This window comes from Pararcticibacter amylolyticus, assembly GCF_003130405.1.
Taxonomy (GTDB): domain Bacteria; phylum Bacteroidota; class Bacteroidia; order Sphingobacteriales; family Sphingobacteriaceae; genus Arcticibacter; species Arcticibacter amylolyticus.
On the sequence record NZ_QEAS01000012.1, the window covers coordinates 205,981 to 226,998 of the forward strand.

Below are 21,018 nucleotides of genomic sequence, written 5' to 3' on the forward strand. Positions count from 1 at the left end.
CGAACAAAGTTTGCGGCATTCACACACGGGCTCTTTCTCCTGCTGGCAGTGTTGCTGATCCCCTTCATACTCCGGATGATTCCGTATGCGTCACTCGCTGCAATCCTTCTCATCACAGGGTATAACCTCACCAAACCAAAGCTTTTCATCAGGATGTGGAACCTTGGATGGAAACAATTTCTGCCCTTTGTATTAACTATTTTCGTGATCCTCGCTACCGACCTTCTGATCGGCGTCACCATCGGGCTGCTGCTCTCTATTTATTTTATCGTTCAGAATAACTTCAAAGTCGAATACAGAGTTGCCACGACCATGCAGCACCAGACAGAAGTACATACCATAAAATTAAACAGCAATGTCACATTCCTGAATAAGGTGAACCTCCGTAAAACCCTGGATCTCATTCCCGAATACAGCATCCTGACAATAGACGGAAGCGACTGCCACTTTATCGACTACGATATCCTTGAGATTATCAGCGAATATGGGAATAAGGCACACGACCGCCACATTGAGCTCCATCTTAATGGCATTCCCAAAGTCGACATAACGGCCGTGCATTAACGTTGTGGACTGTCAACGATCAGCTGTTGACATTGGGTTTCCGGTTATAGATAGCTATCGGCAGTCAGCTATCAGCTTTCTGCCTGCGGCTTTGAGTGCCGGCCATGAACTTTGAGCTGCCGGCTCTGGCTGCCAAACCTCCGCCACCCAATTTTCAACTTTTAACTTTTAACTTTTCCCCACCCCTGCCGCTGCCAGCATCAGATAATGCAGCTCTATGTTTTTTACAAAAGGTTTCAGGAGTTCACTCCCCGGACCGGCCATAGCCAGCTCCACATAATCCCCGGAATGATCCATACTTCCCCAGCCAATATTGGTATAGCGCTTCTGAATATAGGCCAGTTCGCGGAAAGGAAGTTTCTCCGGATTATAGATACCACTTTCATCCTTCCCTGCAAAATGCTGCAGAAGCGAACTAGCCTCTTCATTTGTGATCACGATGCCCTGAGCTGCTTCAATAAGCTCTTTAACAGACGAAGCCGTGAATGAAGAATTAATATTTCTTAACACCCAGTCGTTAGTGTGTTTAAATCGCTGCAGTTTATCAAAATTTGCACTGGCATCGTCTCCTGAAAAAAGGCCGGGATTGGCATTACCATGATCGGTCGTTATAATAACAAGCGTCTCCTTATCCTTTTCCGCAAAATCGAGCGCTACTTTTACAGCATCATCAAACGCTATCTGATCATAAATCAAAGCTGCAGCATCATTAGCATGGGCAGCCCAGTCCACCTTACCCCCTTCCACCTGCATCACGAACCCTTTGCTGTTCTTTTTAAGGATACTGATCGCCTGAGCAGTCATTTCAGCCAGCGAAGGCACCCGTTCCATGAGGCTTTTGTCCTGCTGACGATCCAGTTCATAAGGAAGACCAGCTTCATGGAAAACCCCGAGAACCGGCTGTGCTGCCCCCGGTCCTGTCTGCTGTAATTCATTCCTCGTCCTTATCACATGATACCCGTCCCTGGCAAACATTCCAAAAACGTCCTGCTTGTCTTTCCTTTTGTCTGCACTAAAGAACTCCTCTCCTCCCCCCAGCATGACGTCAAACTTCAAAGGCAAATATTGAAGCGCGATCTCTCCCTGGTCGCCACGCTTATTATTATTAATGCAAAAACCGGCAGGCGTAGCATGAGTAACCGGTACAGACGTAACACAACCAACCGATTTCCCGGCAGCTTTAAACTTCTGCAAGATAGGTTTGTGCAGCGTTCCGTCAGGACTAACGTTCAGTGAACCATTGTTTACACGAAAGCCGCATCCCCAGGATGAGCTTGCTGCTGCAGAATCGGTCACGAGTGAACTGGCAGAGGCGGTATCCATCAATGCCCTTCTCACATTCTCCTGTCTTTCATATAGCTTAAGCCAGTTGCTCTTCCGGCCTTCCTTACGTTCCAGCATCAGTCCCGCCATAGTAAGCGTACCAATGCTCATCCCATCACTCACCATGAAAATAATATTTTTTGCAGTCCTGCCATTCGCTTTTATCCTATTTCCCTTACCGAGCGCCAGCAGTTCAAAAGGCGATAAAATGGAGGCAGTTAAGGCTGCAACTGAAGTATTCCTGAAAAAATCTCTTCTTTTCATATATAATGCAAATTGGTTGCATATTACAAAAAGGATATTAAGAGAATATTAAGGTTTAAAAAGTATAAGTCTGACCTTCCGCAGCACACTCCAGCTCTACCAAGTCAATATTACTCAACATTTCATTATCAAAATGTGTCAGCAGAATTCGTTTACAGGACAATTCGCCGACCTTAGTCTTCAGCAACTGATAATACATATGCCCTTTAACCTGCAGACCGAAAAAATTACATTCACAGATAAATAAATCAGCATCAGCACTTAAAGGAATAAGATTATCCGTCCATTCAGTATCCCCAGAATAACTGATGATCTTATCTCCCGCACAGACACGAAGGCCATGAGGCAAAGCCTCCTCCGAATGAACAACCGGGAACGCCCGGACACTCAGATAAGCAGTTTCAATTGTTTCAAATGGCTGGTATTCTTTAAATTCAATATCTAATCGCTCCAGCACCTTGCTTCCCGGGTATAACGCCGACAGAAGCTGGCTAACCCGCTCCCTGCAACCGGGTGGACTAACTATGGTAACCGGAGCCGTCCTCCCGTACACCGCAAACTCAAGAAGAAGAAAAGGGAGTCCCCCAAAATGATCTCCGTGAAAATGAGAAATAAGGATCGTATCAATACTATTGATATCTACTCGGTTTCTTTTCAGGCCAGCGATTGAACTTGCCCCGCAATCTATCAAGAAGGCATGTTCGCCGGCTTTCACATAAAAACACGTATTCAGTCTTCCCCCACTACCAAAAGCATCGCCACACCCGGCAACGGTCATGTTTAACCTTGTCATTTTTCCAGCCCCGTTTTCTTTAAAGTACCGTTAAAGAGCTCTCCGCTTCCCGAATACTGCTTGATGGCGTCATTAATCGTTCCTAACAGGCTTTCTTTCGTTTTATCATGAGCAATCTGCCAGAACATAATACCATTTAAACCCTTGTCAATCATATAACGGGTTTTCAGTCTTACAGACTCATTATTATCAAAAGTGACAAACAGCTTTTTCGCCGGATGATATAAAAAAGGCGCCTTCGCAGTGTCATCCCAATAATAAATATAGCCATTAGCTTGTGTGTAATAAGAAGAAACTCCGGTGATAGCTACCGTATTCCTGAAAGTAGCTGGCTGATATAATCCGTTATTCGCAGGAGGTACATTCTGCCAGACCCTGGCATAAAAAGCCGCTCCTATTACAATCTTATTAGCCGGAACACCCTGATCAAGCATATAAGTGACAGCATTGTCGACAGACTCTTTCAACTGCGGAGTAGAATATAAAGCAGTGTGATGCCCCGTGACTTTCGAATAGCCGTTCACCAGGTCATAACTCATAATATTCACACGGTCGACTTCCTTCATCACAGGTTTCCAGTCTATACTCTTCTCCAGGTATTCCTGAAAACCACCGGCGGCAAAACTGATTTCATACTTCGTCCCTAATGTCTTCCTCAGTTGCTGAACAAGCAAAGTGAAGGTATCCTTATCATCCGGGCTGTATTTATGTCCGGGATATCCCTCCACCGCCGGATACTCCCAGTCCAGGTCTATCCCGTCAGTCCCCAGCTTTTCACAAGCCCTCTTTACCGATACAGCAAAAGCCTCGCGGTTTACCTGTGACCTGAATAGATCCGAACAGGATTCACAACCACCCCAGCCACCAAGCATCAGCAAAACTTTCAGCTGCGGGTTCTGCTTCTTCAGGGCAACTAGTTTTCTTACTGTAACTGAATCCCTGAGATACAGTTTATTTCCCTTCAGGCCGCAAAACGCATAGATAAGATGAGTCAGCATTTGGGGCTTCACGGTAACTACTTTAGACGGCCCGCCTGCAAAATAGGCTATTATTGTATGTCGCTGCCGAACGGACTGACCAAATACACAAAGAAGAGGCAAACAAAAGAAAGCCAGGAGCATACCATATCTAAGGGGCCGGTTCATTCTGCTAAAATTACAAATTTAATAATTGGCCACCTTGAGGCCTTAGAACGAACGCCGAAGAAAGATTTCTGTTTTCTTCCATAGAACTTTCTCTGCATGGCCCCAGCCTCATTGTTTGATCGTCGCTCTTGTAATACTTATCTTCTCTTCGTAGCAAACGCAAGAGAAATACCCTGCCCTGAATAATTGAATGCACATGATAGCACACCAGACAAATATCCGGAAATGGCAATTTAATTAAACCCGGACAAGCACCTTTCTTCATTATTAATTTTTAGTTTATTTGAATTTTCATGTATCTTTACATCAATCCCCCCATTTCAAACTGCCCCTTCCATCCAGGTTTTCATTAAAAAGCGACTAGAATTCAAGGACGACTCTCTGATCACTCCTGCTATGGCGCATTTTTGTAGCCTGATTCCACCGACAATCCTCATTGACTCCACTGTGAGTCCGCATGATTGACCATATATGTGGACTCACAGTGGACTGAGCACTGGTTGACTGTGCCTTCACGGAAAAATAAAACAACAAAGAAACCTGATGGGTCTCAATCCCTCTCTGACCGCTATGCTATATTTAAAATTGACGAAGATAACCGCTGGAGACTTCTGAAAGCGGGGGTGACATTCAGGATGAAGTGTCTGACCAAATATACAAATCAATTTAGAAAAAGAGCGTTTTTTTGTTCAGGGGAGAAGAAAAAACACATCGACAGCTATTACGGCGTCCGGTAGCTGAATTTCTTTGTTTCCATGGGTAATGGTGCTCTTCCCACGCCTTTCGAATAGGCTGACGAAGATACTGGCTTCAAAGCAATCCCGGGGTTCCCTGGGTTTGCCGTTATCGATGCCAGACCTCCCGCAACTTCAAGCGCTTTCTTTATCAATGGATCCCGGGAATCTCCGAACGGCAGCAAGGGCAAAACAGAAAATTCATCTGTGACATAATCCGGTGACAAACCCTGGCTATAATCCCCCTGGCTGGCGGCATTATATAACCTGAACACCAGCGGATGCAATACTATGTCAGTTTGTTTAGGATTTCTGAGATCTGCTATTGCAAAACTCGCCATATCTTTTCCTATTGTCTTGCCCCCAATCTGTATCACCTGGATATAAGGTCTGAGATTATTGATCAGGAGTTCAGCAGCCGAAGCTGTCGATGATGTGGTCAACACAAATACCCGGTTTAAATTAAGACGGTATTCAAGCAGGTCATTAAAGCTTTGCGGCTGATATGTATTTTCATGCATAGTTTGCTGGAAGGAGCTCACCCGCCGTCCTCCGTTCCGGTTAGCCTGATAGATCACAAAGGGCTGGTCTGCCGTTGCATTGCTCAACGCCCCCGCTAGCTTGGCGGCAGTGGAAACATCTCCTCCCGGATTATACCTCAGGTCGAGGATCAGGTCATCCATTTTTTCCTGCCGCATAGAAGCCAGCACTGAAAGGATTTCCATGTCATAATTTCCATTAAACTGGTTGTAAAAGATATACCCCACCTTCCTTCCTCCAGCATTGAATATCGTCGTAATATAAACAGGCTGTTCCGAAAAACGAATATAGTTCAGCGAGACCTGCGTCCCTGGCTGTAACACATCACCGGCAAGAACCGACATAGAGAGCTGCAATCCGCTGCCCAGGCGCATCATACGATTTATATCTTCCGCATTGGAAGTACTAATAACTGCACCGTTAACCGCTGTAAAAAAATCTCCCCGCTTTAAACCCATCCTGTCGGCCGCCCCGCCTGGCACAACGAGTGTAATTACGCCCACCAGTTCACCGTGCCTGTTCATCTTTTCGAGCAATGCATACTCAAATCCATACCAGGCAAAAGACGAATACTCCGTCCTGTTGTCACCAGGGTTAATGATAAATGAGAAACGATCTTCAGAATAAAGCAATGATTTGAAAAACACGGTTGAATTATCCTCATCTTCCGGTCTCTGCGGAATTCTGTCATTCCAGTAATAATATACCTTCATGCTATCAAGGATCCACCTATTATTTCCACTTAATAACAGCGGTTCCTGTTTTTCTTCTTTACAGCCCCCCCATAACAACCAACATGCAAAAAGAAAAAAGACAGCCGGGAGATACGGTATAATTTTCATTTGATTATTAAACTTCTCTATACATAATCTCTGAAAAGGACAAAGTCCCTACTCCGGGAGAAAATTTTCCTGTTCAGAGAAATATTTTTCCTCTGAGTAGGGAATCCGGTTCTCCCGAAGATTATATAAGTACAAGAACATTTAAAAGCCGGAATTGCCTTCAAATGGCAATGAGTAACGCAGGAAATGAATAAAGAAATTTTAAGGAGATACTTTAACGGACAAAGCAGCGATTGGGAAAAAAAGCAAGTGCAGGAGTACTTTGAAGGCGAGGATATGCAGATGTTCGACGAGTATATCAGCGACCAGGAAGAGAAAAAGCGGGGAGATACGTCCAAACCAGACCCGGTATACGAAGAAACTTTTTATGCAGAGCTAATGGAACGAATCGCGGAAAAAGAAATTGCCCCCCAGGACCAGAAGAGACACCGGCCTCTGTTCTTTAAAATTGCCGCCAGCATCCTTTTGTTTACGGGAATTGCCAGTGCTTTATATATTATCAATGAACGTCGTCGGGAGATTGCCAGGCAACCGGAGATGGAGACCTTATCCAACAATGGAACAAGTCTCAGAAGAGTTCAACTGTTTGATGGAACTGCAATCTGGATGAACCCCGGGTCCCTTCTAAAATACGACAAAAAGCATTTCGGTGACACTACCAGGGAAGTCTTTCTGTCCGGAGAGGCTTATTTCGACATAGCACCAAATGTGCTTAAACCATTTAAAGTACATGCGGGTGGGCTCACTACCCGCGTATTAGGGACCTCTTTTAATGTTGAAGCTTATCAAAAAGAGGACAAGGTAAGAATTTTACTTATCAGCGGCAGGATCCGGGTAAGCTCAGCAAACCGTCAAAATGCATTGAGTCCGGGACAGATGCTTGAGTATAATTCGTCCAATAATAACATCAGTATTAGCAGCGTAGACATTTCCGGCCTTCGGGAGCAATTTACAAGCGGCAAACTGGTATTCGAAAACGTTCCCTTACGCGATGTTTTCAACAGGCTGGAAGACATCTTCAGGATCAATATCACTTTAACAGACAGCTCATTCCTCGAAGGAAAAACGATCAGCGGATCCTGGTTCAGGAACAATCCCGAAGAAACCGTTCGGAGGATTCTCTTTATTCACGGGTTAAAATTAAAGAAGAAAGGAGAAAAAAGTTATGTAATTACGGACTGAAAGAGTCTATCTGGAATTCATCATCTAACAAAAAGGAATGTCACTCGCAATGACATTCCCCAAATTGAATAGAAATCTATCCGAATTTTATGTTTGTATCTACAAAAGTAATTAATACTGTACAAAAGAAACGTTTACTTCTTAATGTTTTTATTCTGGCCATATTACTGGCCCAACCCGCACTTGCACAATCAGCTCATAATAAAACGGGCAAACTTATTACTCTTGACGCAGCAAAAACCACATTATATGAGGTCATATCTTCCCTGAAAGCTCAATCGGATTACGACTTCTTTTATGATAAAGAAGCAGCCAGAAAGGTGCCCGTTCAGAACCTCAGGATCGTGAACGCTTCCGTACCCGAAGCACTTCAAAAAATGCGGAAAGAACTACCGGTTGATTACCAGGTATTGCGCAATGAAGTCTCGATAAGGATAGAAAGCCCAGAACAGCACAATCGCCGTAAGCAGCAGGAAGAGCCGGGAAAAATAACAGGAAAAATCATTGATGATAAGGGAGAAGCACTACCCGGAGCTTCTGTAAAAATAAAAGAACTGAACAGGGGCATACAGAGCAGCGTAGACGGCACCTATCTTATCAATGTGCCCCCCGGAACTTACACGGTTGAAGTCAGCTATGTATCTTACCAGAATAAACGAGTAACCGATGTAACCGTTCTGGCGGGAAAAATCACCCCCTTAGATATTCTTCTGAAAACTGATTCCAAATCGTTAAATGAGGTAGTGGTTACATCGAGTTATCGCCGGGCATCTATCGAAGGCTTATATGCAAGACAGAAAAACAGCGCTGGGGTAACAGATGGTATTACGGCAGAGCAGATCAGCAGAACACCAGACAATAACACAGCCCAGGTGTTGAAGAGGGTGAGTGGATTACAGGTATCTGACGGCAAATATGTTGTAGTGCGTGGATTAAGTGACCGCTATAATAATGTACTCCTTAATGGCTCAATGTTGCCAAGCAGTGAACCGAACAAACGTAATTTTTCCTTTGATATGGTGCCCAGTGCTATGTTAGACAGGATTGTAGTAAGCAAAACCGCTACACCTGATCAAACCGGGGAATTTACCGGGGGCTTAATCCAAATTGAGACAAAGGATATTCCTACAGAAAACTTCTTTCATATCACCATTGGAACTGGTTACAACACACAAAGTACCGGCAAAGATATGACGGGACTGGACCGGGGAAAGAATGCATGGATAGGATTTACGTCGGATATTCATAAAAAACCCGAGGGTATGACCTTCGGCGGGTACACTGCATTGGAGGGAAAGGTAAATCGTCTGACTACTCAAGCCGACGATCCCAACAGGCAAAAAATACACCAGTTTTTGAGAACCATGCCGTACAACTGGACATTAAAAAAATATACAGCAATGCCTACCCAGAATTATCAGTTACAGCTGGGGCGCACTATTCCCTTTAAGAATGAAAGCAAACTGGGGATCGTCACCGCCTTAACTTACCGGAACGAACAGGATATAGAGGACAGGAGTCTGTATATGATTAACTCTAATGACTTCACCGGCACCAATAATAAATTCGCTACGACTCTGGGCGGCAGCCTTAATCTGGGCTACCAGTTTGGGAAACACAAAATAACGCTGCAAAACACCTATAACCATAAGTTCAGCGATGATATGTGGAAGTATACCGGCGTGGATGGCGACAACAACAACATACGTCATGATAGCTATACTAACGTAACCATTGTTAATCAGCTATTTCAAAGCCAACTGGCGGGAGAACATACCCTGGGCAGGCAAAACATCCGGATAGACTGGCTTGCCTCTGCCGGCTGGGTAGACCGGGACCAGCCTTACAGCCGCCAGCTTGGCCGCTTGAACGGAAACCAATCAGACAACGATCCATCTGATTATCTGGGACTCGACCTCACCGACAACAATCTCAAGAATGGTAATCTTTTTTATTCTGAATTGAAAGAAAAGGTATATAACTGGGCAACTAACGTGCAGGTACCTTTTAGAGTAAAGAATCTATCCCAAACATTTAAAGTGGGCTACTCCGGCAAATACAGAGACGCAGGTTATGAGGCGAATCTGTTTCGCATGTATCAGTTTAATGATGCCAGCTATCCCCGGGGCACTCCATACGATCAGATACTAACACAGGAGAACTTTGGAAAAGATCTCTACCTTCATGCAATCAGCGGAAATGGCAGAGACAGGGAGAATTCGTCGTCTGCTGAGGGATACGATGGTTTCCAACGATTAAATGCATTCTATGCGATGCTTGACCTGAAACCTCTGCGGCAACTTCGTTTAACGGGCGGCATACGGGCTGAAAAAAACAGTCAGAATGTTTATGATTACCTCTGGAATGTTCAGGAGCAGATCCCGGAACGCAAACTGACGACAAACAGTCAGACTACCTGGCTCCCGTCTGTTAACGCGGTTTATTCCATTACAGATAAATTGAACCTTCGTTCTGCATGGTACAAAACAGTGGCAAGACCTGATCTCAGAGAGCTTTCAAGCTTTACCTATTGGGATTACGACCTGTTTGCTTCAGTCTCGGGCTCTCGCCTGCAAACAACAAATGTAGAAAACGCTGATCTTCGGTTAGAGTATTATCCGGCACCGGGTGAAGTCTTTAGTGTCTCCGCTTTTTACAAAATGTTCCGGAATCCTATCGAGATGATAATCGATGCCGCAGCGAGCAGCTTTATTTACCGGTACAGTAATCTGGAAGCCGCACTGGATAAAGGACTGGAAGTGGATTTTAGAAAATCACTGAATTTTCTTGATTCGTCGTCGGGCTTTTTTAATACATTATTTCTATCAGGTAACTTTACCTGGATAGATGCAAACGTTACATTTCTTCCCTCAACCGCAGTTGATGAGGATGGAAACCCGATAGACCCCAAGCGGGATCGTCCTCTGACGGGGCAGTCTCCATATATTATCAACGGCGGCCTCCAGTATGCAGGTAAAGCTTTTGGGCTAAATGTTTCCTACAATCGTTATGGCAAACGTATTGTATTCGCCTCCCCGGACAGGTCTACAGACGAGTATGAAAATCCCCGGGATATGCTTGATCTTCAGTTAAGTTACAAATTACTAAAACAAAAACGTGCGGAAATAAAGCTGAACATCAGCGACTTATTAAATCAACAACAATTTTTCTACAGGAACCAGTTCTCCCTGGATAATCCTTTCGGATTTCCCGGCGGGCAATCTTCTGTAGACCGTTATCCGGGTAGCAACACAGAACAATTAAAACCTGAAGAAAAAGATCCAAAAGGGACAGCTTACAATAAAGACTACGATACAGTTTCACGCAGGTACAAGTTCGGTACCACTTATACACTCAACTTCACATACCGCTTTTAATGTCAAATCAAAATAGTGTTAAACCAGATGAAGAACGAAGATCAGTGAAGACAGCACTGAAATCAAAAACAAAAATCAAAAAACTTATTGCCATGAAACGAATCAATCTTTTAACTATTGCTCTGATTGCAGTAGCAGTACTCGGGCTTTCAGTAACGGGATGTAAAAAAAATCCGGGCATTGGACAAGACCAGGCTGGTGATTTTAACAAATCATCCAGCGCCTTTACTGATTCCCGCACCCCTCCGGCTACACAAGCAACGATTCCAAATGTTATCTCTTCTAATCTGACATTAACAACAGCTAATGAATGGATCCTTGACGGGCCTACGTTTGTAACAAACGGAGCAACCCTGACTATCAACCCGGGAGTATTTGTTAGAGGCAGAAAAACAAGTACAAGCGGAAATCCATCTTTCCTGATTGTAACCAGAGGAGCCAAGTTAATTGCAAACGGTACCCAAACCACCCCGATCGTTTTTACAAGCGACCAGGAGCCCTGCAACAGGGCGGCAGGCGACTGGGGTGGAGTAGTGATCCTGGGTAACGGCAGAACAAATGTTGCAACTACCACCTCTGTTGAGGGGATTGCTGCATCCTATTTACCCTCCTCTCCCTTTCTTTCCTTTCCAGCAAGTATCCAGTATGGAGGCAGCGACGAAGCCGATGCATCGAATGCCAGCAGCCTGAAATATGTTCGGATTGAATTTGCGGGTGACATCCTGCAAAACGATAACGAACTGAACGGACTGACATTAGGCGGCGTGGGATCGGCCACCACTTTGAGCAATATACAGGTCTCTTATGGTGCGGATGACGGCTTTGAATTTTTCGGAGGCTCAGTTAACGCCAAATATTTAATAAGCTATGGTAATAACGACGACGACTTCGATTTTGACCAGGGTTATCAGGGTTCCATCCAGTTTGCAGTTGCTGTAAAACTAGCATGTGCATCCGGTTACTCATCAAACCCTAACGGGATCGAATGTAACAATGTGACAAGCCCTGTCACTACCGTCAATTCAAGAGTGACCCGCCCGATATTATCAAATATCACCATCCTTGGTCATTCTGCATCTCCAGGTCCAATTGGTTCAGGAAGTGCTGGTATTGGTGCATTGTTCCGTGCGGGCACAGAATTCACATTTGTTAACTTCCTGGTTGGCGGATTTGGTGTCGGCGTTAACTATACTGCTGCCGCAACTTCACCTGCACCAGTATACCGCGACGGCGCTATTCATGCATTTACAACACCGTCAACTCCTGGTGCCCCGGCTTCTGTCGACACGCAGACAGGTGGGCTCACAAACGATTTCCTGGGACTTACGTCTCCATTCAGCTTGTCCTGTTCATGCACATCTCCGTCGATTCCTAATTTTACATCTCAATCACCAGTTGCTGCCGGAACTTTGCCTGCGGTTACTCACGCCGGCGGCGTATTCCCCGCAGGCACAATGGACTCTGCGGGATCAGCCTTCCAGGGAGCCATGGGAACAAGCCGCTGGGATCTGGGTACCTACTGGACCTCATATAATCTCCAGGGCAACACTTATTAATCATCTCATTTTAGGTTAAACACGACATTGATCACATTAAAATTGCCCGGGGCCTTCTCCCCGGGCTTATTAAGATATATGAAAAAGCTCGATATCATTTTTGCTCTTCCGCCGGCCATTTTTTTGATAGTCTCTTTACTTACATCCTGCCAGAAGGGCGAGGATCTTCCGGGAAGTGGCTATGGTCAGATTATGGTTAAATCAACGTTTTCAGAAGGCGCCGATACCTTGTTAATATGGGTGGATGATGTCATTAAAGACACTCTCAGCCTGGAGAAGCCGGAAACACTAAGACCGATCATCCTTGCCTCCGGAGAAAGAAAATACAGGTTGACGAAGCTTAAGGACAGATCTGTACTGTATGAAGCATCTTTGGACATACAGGCCGGCCGCACAACAACGCCGCCCCCCTTTCTTTATGATGGAACGTCCGCTTTGTTTGACGACCTGGAAACAAAACCTGCAAAAGACAGCCTGCTCGTCAGATTCGTCAATCTGAACTCCTCGCTGCCTGACCTGGTAAATATTAAAATTATTCTCGTTAATGATGAAACAGGAGAATCCTTTTTTATAAAATCATTAGAAAACATTCAAAAGACAGGATTCGGCAAGTTTGCCCAGCTCCCCAACCCCTCTTTAATCACCCAAGGTGCATCCCGCTTCACCGTAGATATCTATGACTCAGCATCAGACGAAGTGGTACGTACCGGGATACCATTGACTTTCACAGAGCCTGGTACCGATTTTACCCGTGATTTTATTCCAAACTTTGTTTCCTCTCTTGCAATAAAAGCAGGATCGAGGGGCCGCATCGTGATATCACCGGTTTTTGGAAGACTTGCAAACTGATAGTTCAGTGTTTGTGTATTTTCTGCTATAAAAATGAAAAGGCTTATCCAGACAGCGGATAAGCCTTATGCCATGATTCAACAATCGTTTAACTTTCGCTGAATTCTTCCGAAAATACAAAAAGATTTCTATATCAGAAATAAAGCCTATCGTGGAAAGCTGTCGATATGGGGCCAGCCAGATCACCATTTCAAAAAAAGAGGCTGTTTTTATCTATAGCTGGTATGTTCTTCAGGCGGTACAGGAAGACTGCCGAATCATTATTTTTTCAATTGACATTTACTAAACAGCAAAAGCTGTTAACAGAAAAATCAGGGTTATGGCTTTGCTGGTAATCTCATAAACTGCACAGATTTCGATTTTTATAGCCTTCGAGGCCTTCGTCAAATGACTATCCACGGTTTTTGAGGAGATTTGTAAGCGCTCCGCAATCGACTTGTAACTCAGCCCTTCTTCCTTAAAAAGCCGGTAAACTTCTCTCCTCTTTTCAGGCAGACGATTAATAACCCGGTCCATTTGGGCATGAAATTCTTTAAACTCCAGCTCCAGTCCTGCATGTGCAATGTTACCGTCCGGAAAAAGTTCGCTTTCAAGCAAGTCCCTCCTGATATCTCGCGCAAGCCTCTTTAAAGCATAAGTTCTGGCATAAAAATAAAGAAAGGGCAAACAGTTCTTCGGGTCCTCGAGCTCGTCCCACTTTATCCAAAGTTTCAGATAGGCTTCCTGAAGAGCGTCGTGAATAAGTTCGCTGTTGTTTAAGGACCTTAAGGTTCTTCTTAATTTTTCAAAGGTTTCCTGGTAGATGACTTTGAAACTTTGCTCTTTGGTGCTGGTTATCATTTTGTTCCGCTAAGATTTCACAAGTCAAGTTAGAATTCTAGTATTACGAAAAAGTTAAGTTTCGGAGACTTTTATAATCATTTTTGCGGTACAAGATCTATGGTCTGCTGCAGGCTATGTTTTCAGCCAGAGGAGTTTTAGTGTGAGCTTCGTCATTTTGCAAATATTCTTCCAGTAGATAAAGACAAAAATATCTTGCTGGTTCGCCATTTCTTTCTACACTGAATGTATTGAGAAGGCGCACGTTTTTAAAATACCCTTCATATCCACTCATAAAGGCTTTCGTATAATCAGAGGGCACTATTGTAAGAGCATTAACTCCTTTTTTTAAATCCGGACGGTACTGGTTGAGCCAGACAAAATGCTGCAAGTCTCTCACTCTTCCTACTCCGGAAAGCTCCATCCGGAGAGGATATGCAACATAGTACTCCAGCTGAGCGGCAGAAGCCCATTTATTGCTAACCAGTGTGTTTGGAAGAATATGTCCTTTCAGCCTTTCCCGCTCCCTGTAAGCACCAAACAGATGGTTGAAATTGCGCCATCCCCACATATTCAGTGTCAGATCATCTTTCCCGAAATCGGGCGCGGATGCTTCTCCGGCTGTACCCGGAAAAAGCCGGACGGCAAGGGATCCGGTAGTGATCACAACAAAAATTACAACAAATGCATATTTTAAAAGTGCCGGAATGTAGCTATCCGATACCGGAACCTTCTCGTCGAGCCATGTTGCCCCAAGGAAAGAAAGAGCCAGAAACCCGGGGCCGCTCCAATGAGGCAGAACATTGACGATAAACGACATCCCCGTAGTTAGTAATATAACAGGAAGTCCCGTACAAAGAAGGACAAGAATCGTTAGATCTGAGGCGATTTTCTTCCTGAAGCATGCGATCAGGGCAGTAACAATTATAAACGAGTTAACAGGATTGTTATATATGAGCTGTCCTAAAAAAGTTCTAATAAAATTATTGACACTTACACCGGGACTGAAAAGGCTGCTATAATAGTTCCAGCTGACAAAATTGTTGTTCATATTCCATGCTATAACCGGGCTGATAATCACCATAGAAACAAATAATCCAAGATAAATGCCAGGATGAAAAAGGTACTTCCACTTTGAAATAAGGATGAAGAGAAGCATACCAAACCAAAGAAAAGCACCGTCAACTTTGCAGAGAATGCAGCCTCCGCTTAATATCCCGAAAACCAGCCACTTCCTGATCGAGATTCTTACGTCATTGCTGATGTCCAGGCTCATTTTGCACATCACCAACAAAGCCCCCAGCCAGAATACCACGTAAGGGCTATCGGGAAGGATAAAAGTACCGGCTATAACAGAGGTATATATAGAGGTATTATACAGGGCAGCAGCAAAGAATCCTGTTCGCTGATTCTTAATTGTCTCCCCGATCCTGAAACAAAGAAACGTACCGGCAGCTGCGCATACAATAGCACCCAACCTGATGAAAATCTCATCCCGCAACAGCAGGTTAAAGGAAAACAGCTTTATAAGGAAAGCCACTGCCGGCGGGTGATCTATATAATTAGGCTGCAGATGTAAAGCGTATGTATAATAATAAGCTTCATCCTTTCCCAGTTCGAGAACGGATGCCAGCAGCAGGCGGATGGCCGTAAAGATAAATATAAGCCAAAAGATCTTTTTGTTTTTCATTAGTCAGCACCAAAGCAGTAATACACTTAACCAGATACGGAGATCCTGTTTAAATATCGATGGTGCATATAAATTGACGATGAGTAAATAGCAAACTTTTGGTTAAATAACCATAAGTTTGCTATTATCTAAATATCAAGGATATATTACTGCCGATATATCTTTTCGTTGCTTGAATTACAAATAGCGTTATTCAGGACACTCCGCCGGCTTTAAGAACCTTGAAGTAGACCTATTCAGATGAAAGATTTATAAACAGACAGCTAGCCTGGCAAGAAGAAAGCAGAATAAATAAATTCTTAATGGAGGCTTAATGTTCTTCCGGTAGATTTGAGTTAATAAGACATTGAAGGCTAAAAGTACACAAACAGTCATCAAATACACCGAACAGATATCTATATTTATGCAATGATCCATCAGGAATCTCGAAGAGAATTTATAAAAAAAGCAAGTTTACTGGCAGGAGCAGCAGGACTATCCTCTGTCCTGCCTCCCGCTATCCAAAGAGCTCTGGCAATTGAGGCTTTGCCAGGCAGTACCTATCTTGATGCCGAACATATCGTTTTCCTGATGCAGGAAAACCGCTCGTTTGATCACTGTTATGGTACATTAAAGGGTGTAAGGGGATTTAATGATCCCAGGGCAATTGAATTACCTGATCACAATCCGGTGTGGCTGCAAACCAGCAAGGACGGTAAAACCTATGCTCCTTTCAGGCTTGATATAAAGAACACCAGGGCGACCTGGATGGGTTCACTTCCCCATTCTTGGAGTGATCAGGTGGACGCACGTAATAACGGCCGCTTCGATACGTGGCTGACTGCGAAGAGAGCAGGGAATCAGGCTTACTTTAATATGCCCTTAACTTTAGGATATTATGACCGTAATGATATTCCTTTTTACTACGCCCTTGTGGATGCATTTACGGTATGCGACCAGCATTTCAGTTCATCGCTAACCGGAACCAGTGCCAACAGGTCCTACTTTTGGAGCGGTACGATCAGGGAGAATCCGCATGACGAAAACTCCAAAGCGCACGTATGGAACCATGAGATCAACTATAAAGATGTAAAGTGGACAACCTTTCCCGAAAGGTTGGAAAAAGCAGGAATTCCCTGGAAGGTCTATCAGAATGAACTAAGCCTGCCTGTTGGTTTTGACGATGACCAGGATAACTGGCTTGCCAACTTTACAGACAATAACCTGGAATTTCACAAACAATACAACGTTCGCTTTCATCCCGCTCACATCGCATGGCTGCAGGAACAGGCGGAAACGCTGCCGTCTGAGATAAAAGATCTGGAGGAGATCATAAAGAAAAATCCTCAGAACACTGATGCTTTGAAAAATCTGGAAAAGAAGAGGGCTCAGCTGGAACAAGTCTCACAGGCTTCAAAGATCTATCATAAAGCTGGTTTTGAGAAACTTTCAGATTTTGAGAAAAATATCCATAGAAGAGCATTTGTCACAAATGAAGGGGACCCGGATTATCACCAGCTCAGCACTATCCGGTATGAAGACCAGGGAGAGCAAAGGGTTGTTAAGGTTCCTAAAGGAGATATATTTCATCAGTTCCGTCAGGATGTTGAGAACAATGAGCTTCCTGCTGTGTCGTGGCTGGTAGCACCCTGCAGCTTTTCTGATCATCCGGGATCTCCCTGGTATGGAGCATGGTATGTTTCGGAGACCCTCGATATCCTGACAAAGAACCCCAAAGTATGGCAGAAAACGATTTTCATTCTTACTTATGATGAAAACGACGGATATTTTGATCACGTGCCTCCTTTTACACCTCCGCACACCGGCCGGCCTGAAACAGGAGCCGCATCTGCGGGGCTCGACACAAGGGCTGAATGGGTAAAAGGAGACAGGGAAAGTCCCATTGGATTGGGTTACCGGGTTCCGCTTGTAATCGCCTCACCATGGACCAGAGGAGGATGGGTTAATTCACAGGTATTTGACCTGACGTCATCTATTCAATTCCTGGAACATTTTTTTTCTGCTAAAACAGGAAAAGAAATCAGGGAACCAAATATAACGGAATGGCGGCGGACTGTTTGCGGAGACCTTAGCTCCGTATTCAGGCAGTCGGGAGAACACGGAGCTAAGAATCCCGGCTTCCTGAAGCGTGATAAAGTCATAGAGGACGTATATAATGCTCAGTTCAAAGCCTTGCCCGGAAGCTTCAAAGCTCTGAACCCGAGCGAAATCAAACAGATAAAAGAAAATCCTTCTGATTCACTATTGTTTCCTGTTCAGGAAAAGGGTACCCGAAATGCGTGCAGTATCCCTTATGAATTGTATGTGGATTCAGGACTGGACCAGAACAGGAAAAAGGTCTGGATAAATTTCAGAACAGGACAGGAAGTTTTTGGGGTTAAGTCTGCCGGCGCCGCTTTTAATGTCTACTCACCTGCCAACTTCAGATTAAAAGAGCATGAATCTTTTGAAAAGATGCATAACTGGTCATTTGCGGTGAAAGCTGGCGACCTGGTTCCCTATGAATGGGAACTTGGATCTTTTGAAAACGGCATATATCATTTAAGAGTCTATGGAGCAAACGGATTCTTCAGAGAATTTACCGGGAGTAAAGATGATCCTGAAATTGAAATATCGGCTTCCTTCGAGAGGGTTAACAACCAACAGAACAAAATAACGTCCAATCTGATCTTCAATCTCAGAAACAGGAATCCGGATAAAAGCTACAAAATTGAGATCGAGGACAAGTCGTACGGCTCCGGAAAAAGTGCATTTATCCTTCCTCCTGCGTCGGGCATAAACAGAGTCATCAGCTTAAAAGGCAGCTCGGGATGGTATGACATTAGCCTGAAAGCCATCGGCTTTAAATCGTTTGAAAAAAGATATGCGGGACATATTGAAACGGGAAGTCCTGGCATAAGCGACCCACTGATGGGCTTTATTAAATTCCCCTAAATAATGCCAGCGGGACTTTTATTCAGCCAGTCCCGCTGGCATTATTACATAAAAATTTTCTTAATCAGCCACACCAATGTGAACCACTGGCTTATGATAAACAGGAAATTTAACAGAATTGGCGATGAAGCACATTTCATTTGCCTTTGCGTGCAGAGATTTCGCCAGTTCCAGTTTGGAGGAATCTGTAATTGTTATCTCCGGATTAAGTGTTACTTCTCTGAAACGCCCTTTACCATCAGCATCTTCATCCATTATACCAATTGCCTGGTCTATATACTCGACAATCACTATTCCTGCATCAGAACAAAGATGCAGATACCATAGCATGTGGCAGGCAGACAGAGTTGCTACAAAAATCTGTTCGGGATTATATTTTGATTTATCTCCCAGAAAGGCAGGATCGGAAGATCCCAGGATATCGGGTTTGCCATCAACTGAGATAACATGATCACGGCTGTAGGAACGGTATGACTCCGTACCCTTGCCCGTATTACCCGTCCATCTGACAGCGATCTGATAATTATGCTCTCTTTTCATTTGAATATTGCTGATTTTTATGTTTAGCAATTAAAGATATAAAGGAGATCAGTTATCCGGGTTATTTTTAAGTAAAAGTTTTATGATCAATTAAGCATGGAAGAAAAGAGATATGAAAATATAAAGATCAGGGGGTAAAGGCTTTAAGAAGACGGGAAACTGTGTGTTTAGCGGAAGCGATCAGATTGCTCTTCCTGGATAAGATTAATAAATAACCGGCGCCAGGGGGGCGCACGGTTATTTTGGAACATGAAGTCTTACTTAACTGAAGCCGGTTTCACAATATCAACATTCACCAGGCTGTTCAGATAATTCTCAATATTTGTATATCCATTGGAGGCATATTTCGCTGAATCACTGCCATCCTTAGGATTTAAGCCATTCTTAGTCTCCCACTCATCCGGAATCCCATCATTGTCTGAATCCTTGTAAGGCTTGCCCTTGTACTGTGGGTAGCCGCCTACCTGGCTGATGTCGGTGATAATCCCGCCCTTATAGGAATCGATCGGTAAACGACGGTGCTTGAACTGGGTTGCGGGAAGCTTAACATTCTTGATATAGTCGATCTTGCCGCTGCGCACCTGCTCCACGATCCGGGTATCTACCGGGTCTCTCCGGGGAAGGGTCGCTCCTGCATTGGCAAGGACATAATCGTAAGCTTTTTCGGTCGGGATGATCGTAATGGGGGCCATCGGGAAGGGCTGCTTTGCCCGCATGGCGGCAAAGTAGGGCTGGGCTTCTGCATAAGTCATGGCATTGCCCTTCTTGTTCTCCAGCTGGATACCCCCGTCCCAGTTATTTTTAGTCACTTTCTCATTGCCGTTGACTATGTTGCCTTCTACATAGGCCCTGCCGAATACCACATAGGGCAGCTTGCTCCGACCTGACTCGGGCTTCAGGATCCGGTAACTGATCGGCTCGTCCAGCGGCGTCAGCGGTCCGGGTTTGAAATAGTTGTTGATGATGTTATAAAGGGCGGTATAATCCCCTCCGTCGATCGAGCGGTGTACCCAGTTGAACATCACGTTGTTGGCAAAGTTGAACACGCCGTTCCAGCCGATGGAGGGGTTACGGGCGGCATTGTCGGCCCACAGGTTCCGCATAAAGGTACAGTTCTCTCCTCCAAGGGTGCTGCCGAAGGCATGGTTCCAGGTGTCGAGGGCTTCGGAGAAGATCGAGTTCTGGATGGTAATGTTGGAGGTCCCCAGTTTTACTTCTGCTTTGCCGGTGCTGTCGTTGTACATGTGCCGGTACATCGACATGTTCTCGTCCAAACCCCAGCTGGCTGATACGTGGTCGATCATGATGTTGCCGACCGGGTTGCCGCCGATGGCGTCGTCACGGCGTCCGACGTTGGTCTCTCCTCTGCGGAAACGCATAAAGCGGATGATCACGTCGTGGGTATTGATCCATACGGTTTCGCCTGCTACGCACACGCCGTCGCCGGGGGCGGATTGTCCGGCAATGGTGATATAGGGCGCACGGATGATCAGCGGGCTTTTCAGACGGATGATCCCTGATACGTTGAATACGACGGTACGGGCCCCGCCTTGTTCACAGGCCCAGCGTAGACTGCCGGGGCCGCTGTCGGCCAGGCTGGTCACCACTATGACTTTCCCGCCGCGGCCTCCGAAGGAGTGGGCGCCTCCGCCTTCGGCTCCGGGGAATGCTGCCAGGGATGCCTGCGGAAGATCGGTCGGACGGCCGGCCCAGGGGATATAGGGTTTGCCTTCTTTGGCTTCTTTTTCTATGACCGGAAGGGCTTTTAACCAGGCGCTGTCGGAGCGGCGGTAGCCTTCTTTCATGAACTGATCGGTCTGTGCCTTAATTTCTGCCGGAATATCGGGGTACTGCGCGTGGGCGGAG

The 21,018-nt window shown here is 45.0% G+C and carries 14 protein-coding genes; 6 read left to right on the plus strand and 8 right to left on the minus strand.

All coding sequences use genetic code 11. The annotated features are described in order from the left end of the window. Positions 1 to 564: SulP family inorganic anion transporter (locus tag DDR33_RS25905; protein ID WP_162302649.1), on the plus strand; the 564-nt coding region annotated here is incomplete at its 5' end. Positions 565 to 732: 168 nt separating this feature from the next. Here DDR33_RS25905 and DDR33_RS15675 read toward each other — a convergent pair. The 4 genes from DDR33_RS15675 to DDR33_RS15695 all read right to left on the minus strand — a co-directional run bounded on the left by DDR33_RS15675 (position 733) and on the right by DDR33_RS15695 (position 6,205). Next, positions 733 to 2,151, minus strand: a complete 1,419-nt coding sequence (locus tag DDR33_RS15675) for an alkaline phosphatase (RefSeq protein ID WP_109416740.1) — start codon at positions 2,149 to 2,151, stop codon at positions 733 to 735. A gap of 55 nt (positions 2,152 to 2,206) precedes the next feature. After that, positions 2,207 to 2,944 (minus strand): MBL fold metallo-hydrolase, encoded by a 738-nt coding sequence (locus DDR33_RS15680; RefSeq protein ID WP_109416741.1) that lies wholly within the window; start codon positions 2,942 to 2,944, stop codon positions 2,207 to 2,209. Beyond that, positions 2,941 to 4,089, minus strand: a complete 1,149-nt coding sequence (locus DDR33_RS15685; protein ID WP_202913758.1) for a glycoside hydrolase family 18 protein — start codon at positions 4,087 to 4,089, stop codon at positions 2,941 to 2,943. The genes DDR33_RS15680 and DDR33_RS15685 overlap by 4 nt, the downstream gene beginning before the upstream one ends. A gap of 721 nt (positions 4,090 to 4,810) precedes the next feature. Further along, positions 4,811 to 6,205 (minus strand): S41 family peptidase, encoded by a 1,395-nt coding sequence (locus DDR33_RS15695; RefSeq protein ID WP_109416743.1) that lies wholly within the window; start codon positions 6,203 to 6,205, stop codon positions 4,811 to 4,813. Between the two features lie 186 nt (positions 6,206 to 6,391). On the opposite strand from DDR33_RS15695, the gene DDR33_RS15700 reads away from it, so the two are divergent. The 4 genes from DDR33_RS15700 (at position 6,392) to DDR33_RS15715 (ending at position 13,169) form a co-directional block, all read left to right on the plus strand. Next, the gene (locus DDR33_RS15700; RefSeq protein WP_109416744.1) at positions 6,392 to 7,387 is read left to right on the plus strand and encodes a FecR family protein; all 996 of its coding nucleotides are present in this window, start codon (positions 6,392 to 6,394) and stop codon (positions 7,385 to 7,387) included. 89 nt (positions 7,388 to 7,476) lie between these two features. Further along, positions 7,477 to 10,764: a TonB-dependent receptor gene (locus DDR33_RS15705; RefSeq protein WP_109416745.1), complete on the plus strand. Its 3,288-nt coding sequence runs from the start codon at positions 7,477 to 7,479 to the stop codon at positions 10,762 to 10,764. A 92-nt stretch (positions 10,765 to 10,856) separates the two neighbouring features. After that, positions 10,857 to 12,320, plus strand: coding sequence for a hypothetical protein (locus DDR33_RS15710; RefSeq protein ID WP_146198783.1), 1,464 nt, complete (start codon positions 10,857 to 10,859; stop codon positions 12,318 to 12,320). A 78-nt stretch (positions 12,321 to 12,398) separates the two neighbouring features. Next, positions 12,399 to 13,169, plus strand: coding sequence for a hypothetical protein (locus DDR33_RS15715; RefSeq protein WP_109416747.1), 771 nt, complete (start codon positions 12,399 to 12,401; stop codon positions 13,167 to 13,169). A 282-nt stretch (positions 13,170 to 13,451) separates the two neighbouring features. On the opposite strand, the gene DDR33_RS15720 is transcribed toward DDR33_RS15715, so the two are convergent. Next, positions 13,452 to 14,009, minus strand: coding sequence for an RNA polymerase sigma factor (locus DDR33_RS15720; protein ID WP_109416748.1), 558 nt, complete (start codon positions 14,007 to 14,009; stop codon positions 13,452 to 13,454). Positions 14,010 to 14,106: 97 nt separating this feature from the next. Continuing rightward, complete coding sequence (locus DDR33_RS15725) at positions 14,107 to 15,678, minus strand: ArnT family glycosyltransferase (protein ID WP_109416749.1); 1,572 nt, start codon at positions 15,676 to 15,678, stop codon at positions 14,107 to 14,109. Positions 15,679 to 16,086: 408 nt separating this feature from the next. Between DDR33_RS15725 and DDR33_RS15730 the strand changes: the two genes are divergently transcribed. After that, the gene (locus DDR33_RS15730; RefSeq protein WP_109416750.1) at positions 16,087 to 18,612 is read left to right on the plus strand and encodes a phosphocholine-specific phospholipase C; all 2,526 of its coding nucleotides are present in this window, start codon (positions 16,087 to 16,089) and stop codon (positions 18,610 to 18,612) included. Between the two features lie 60 nt (positions 18,613 to 18,672). Here the strand turns inward: DDR33_RS15730 and DDR33_RS15735 are convergent, their stop codons facing one another. Beyond that, entirely contained in the window at positions 18,673 to 19,152 is a 480-nt protein-coding gene (locus tag DDR33_RS15735; protein WP_109416751.1) for an OsmC family protein, read from the minus strand. Between the two features lie 257 nt (positions 19,153 to 19,409). Continuing rightward, positions 19,410 to 21,018 (minus strand): pectate lyase family protein (locus DDR33_RS15740; RefSeq protein WP_109416752.1); only part of this gene is annotated, 1,609 nt, incomplete at its 5' end.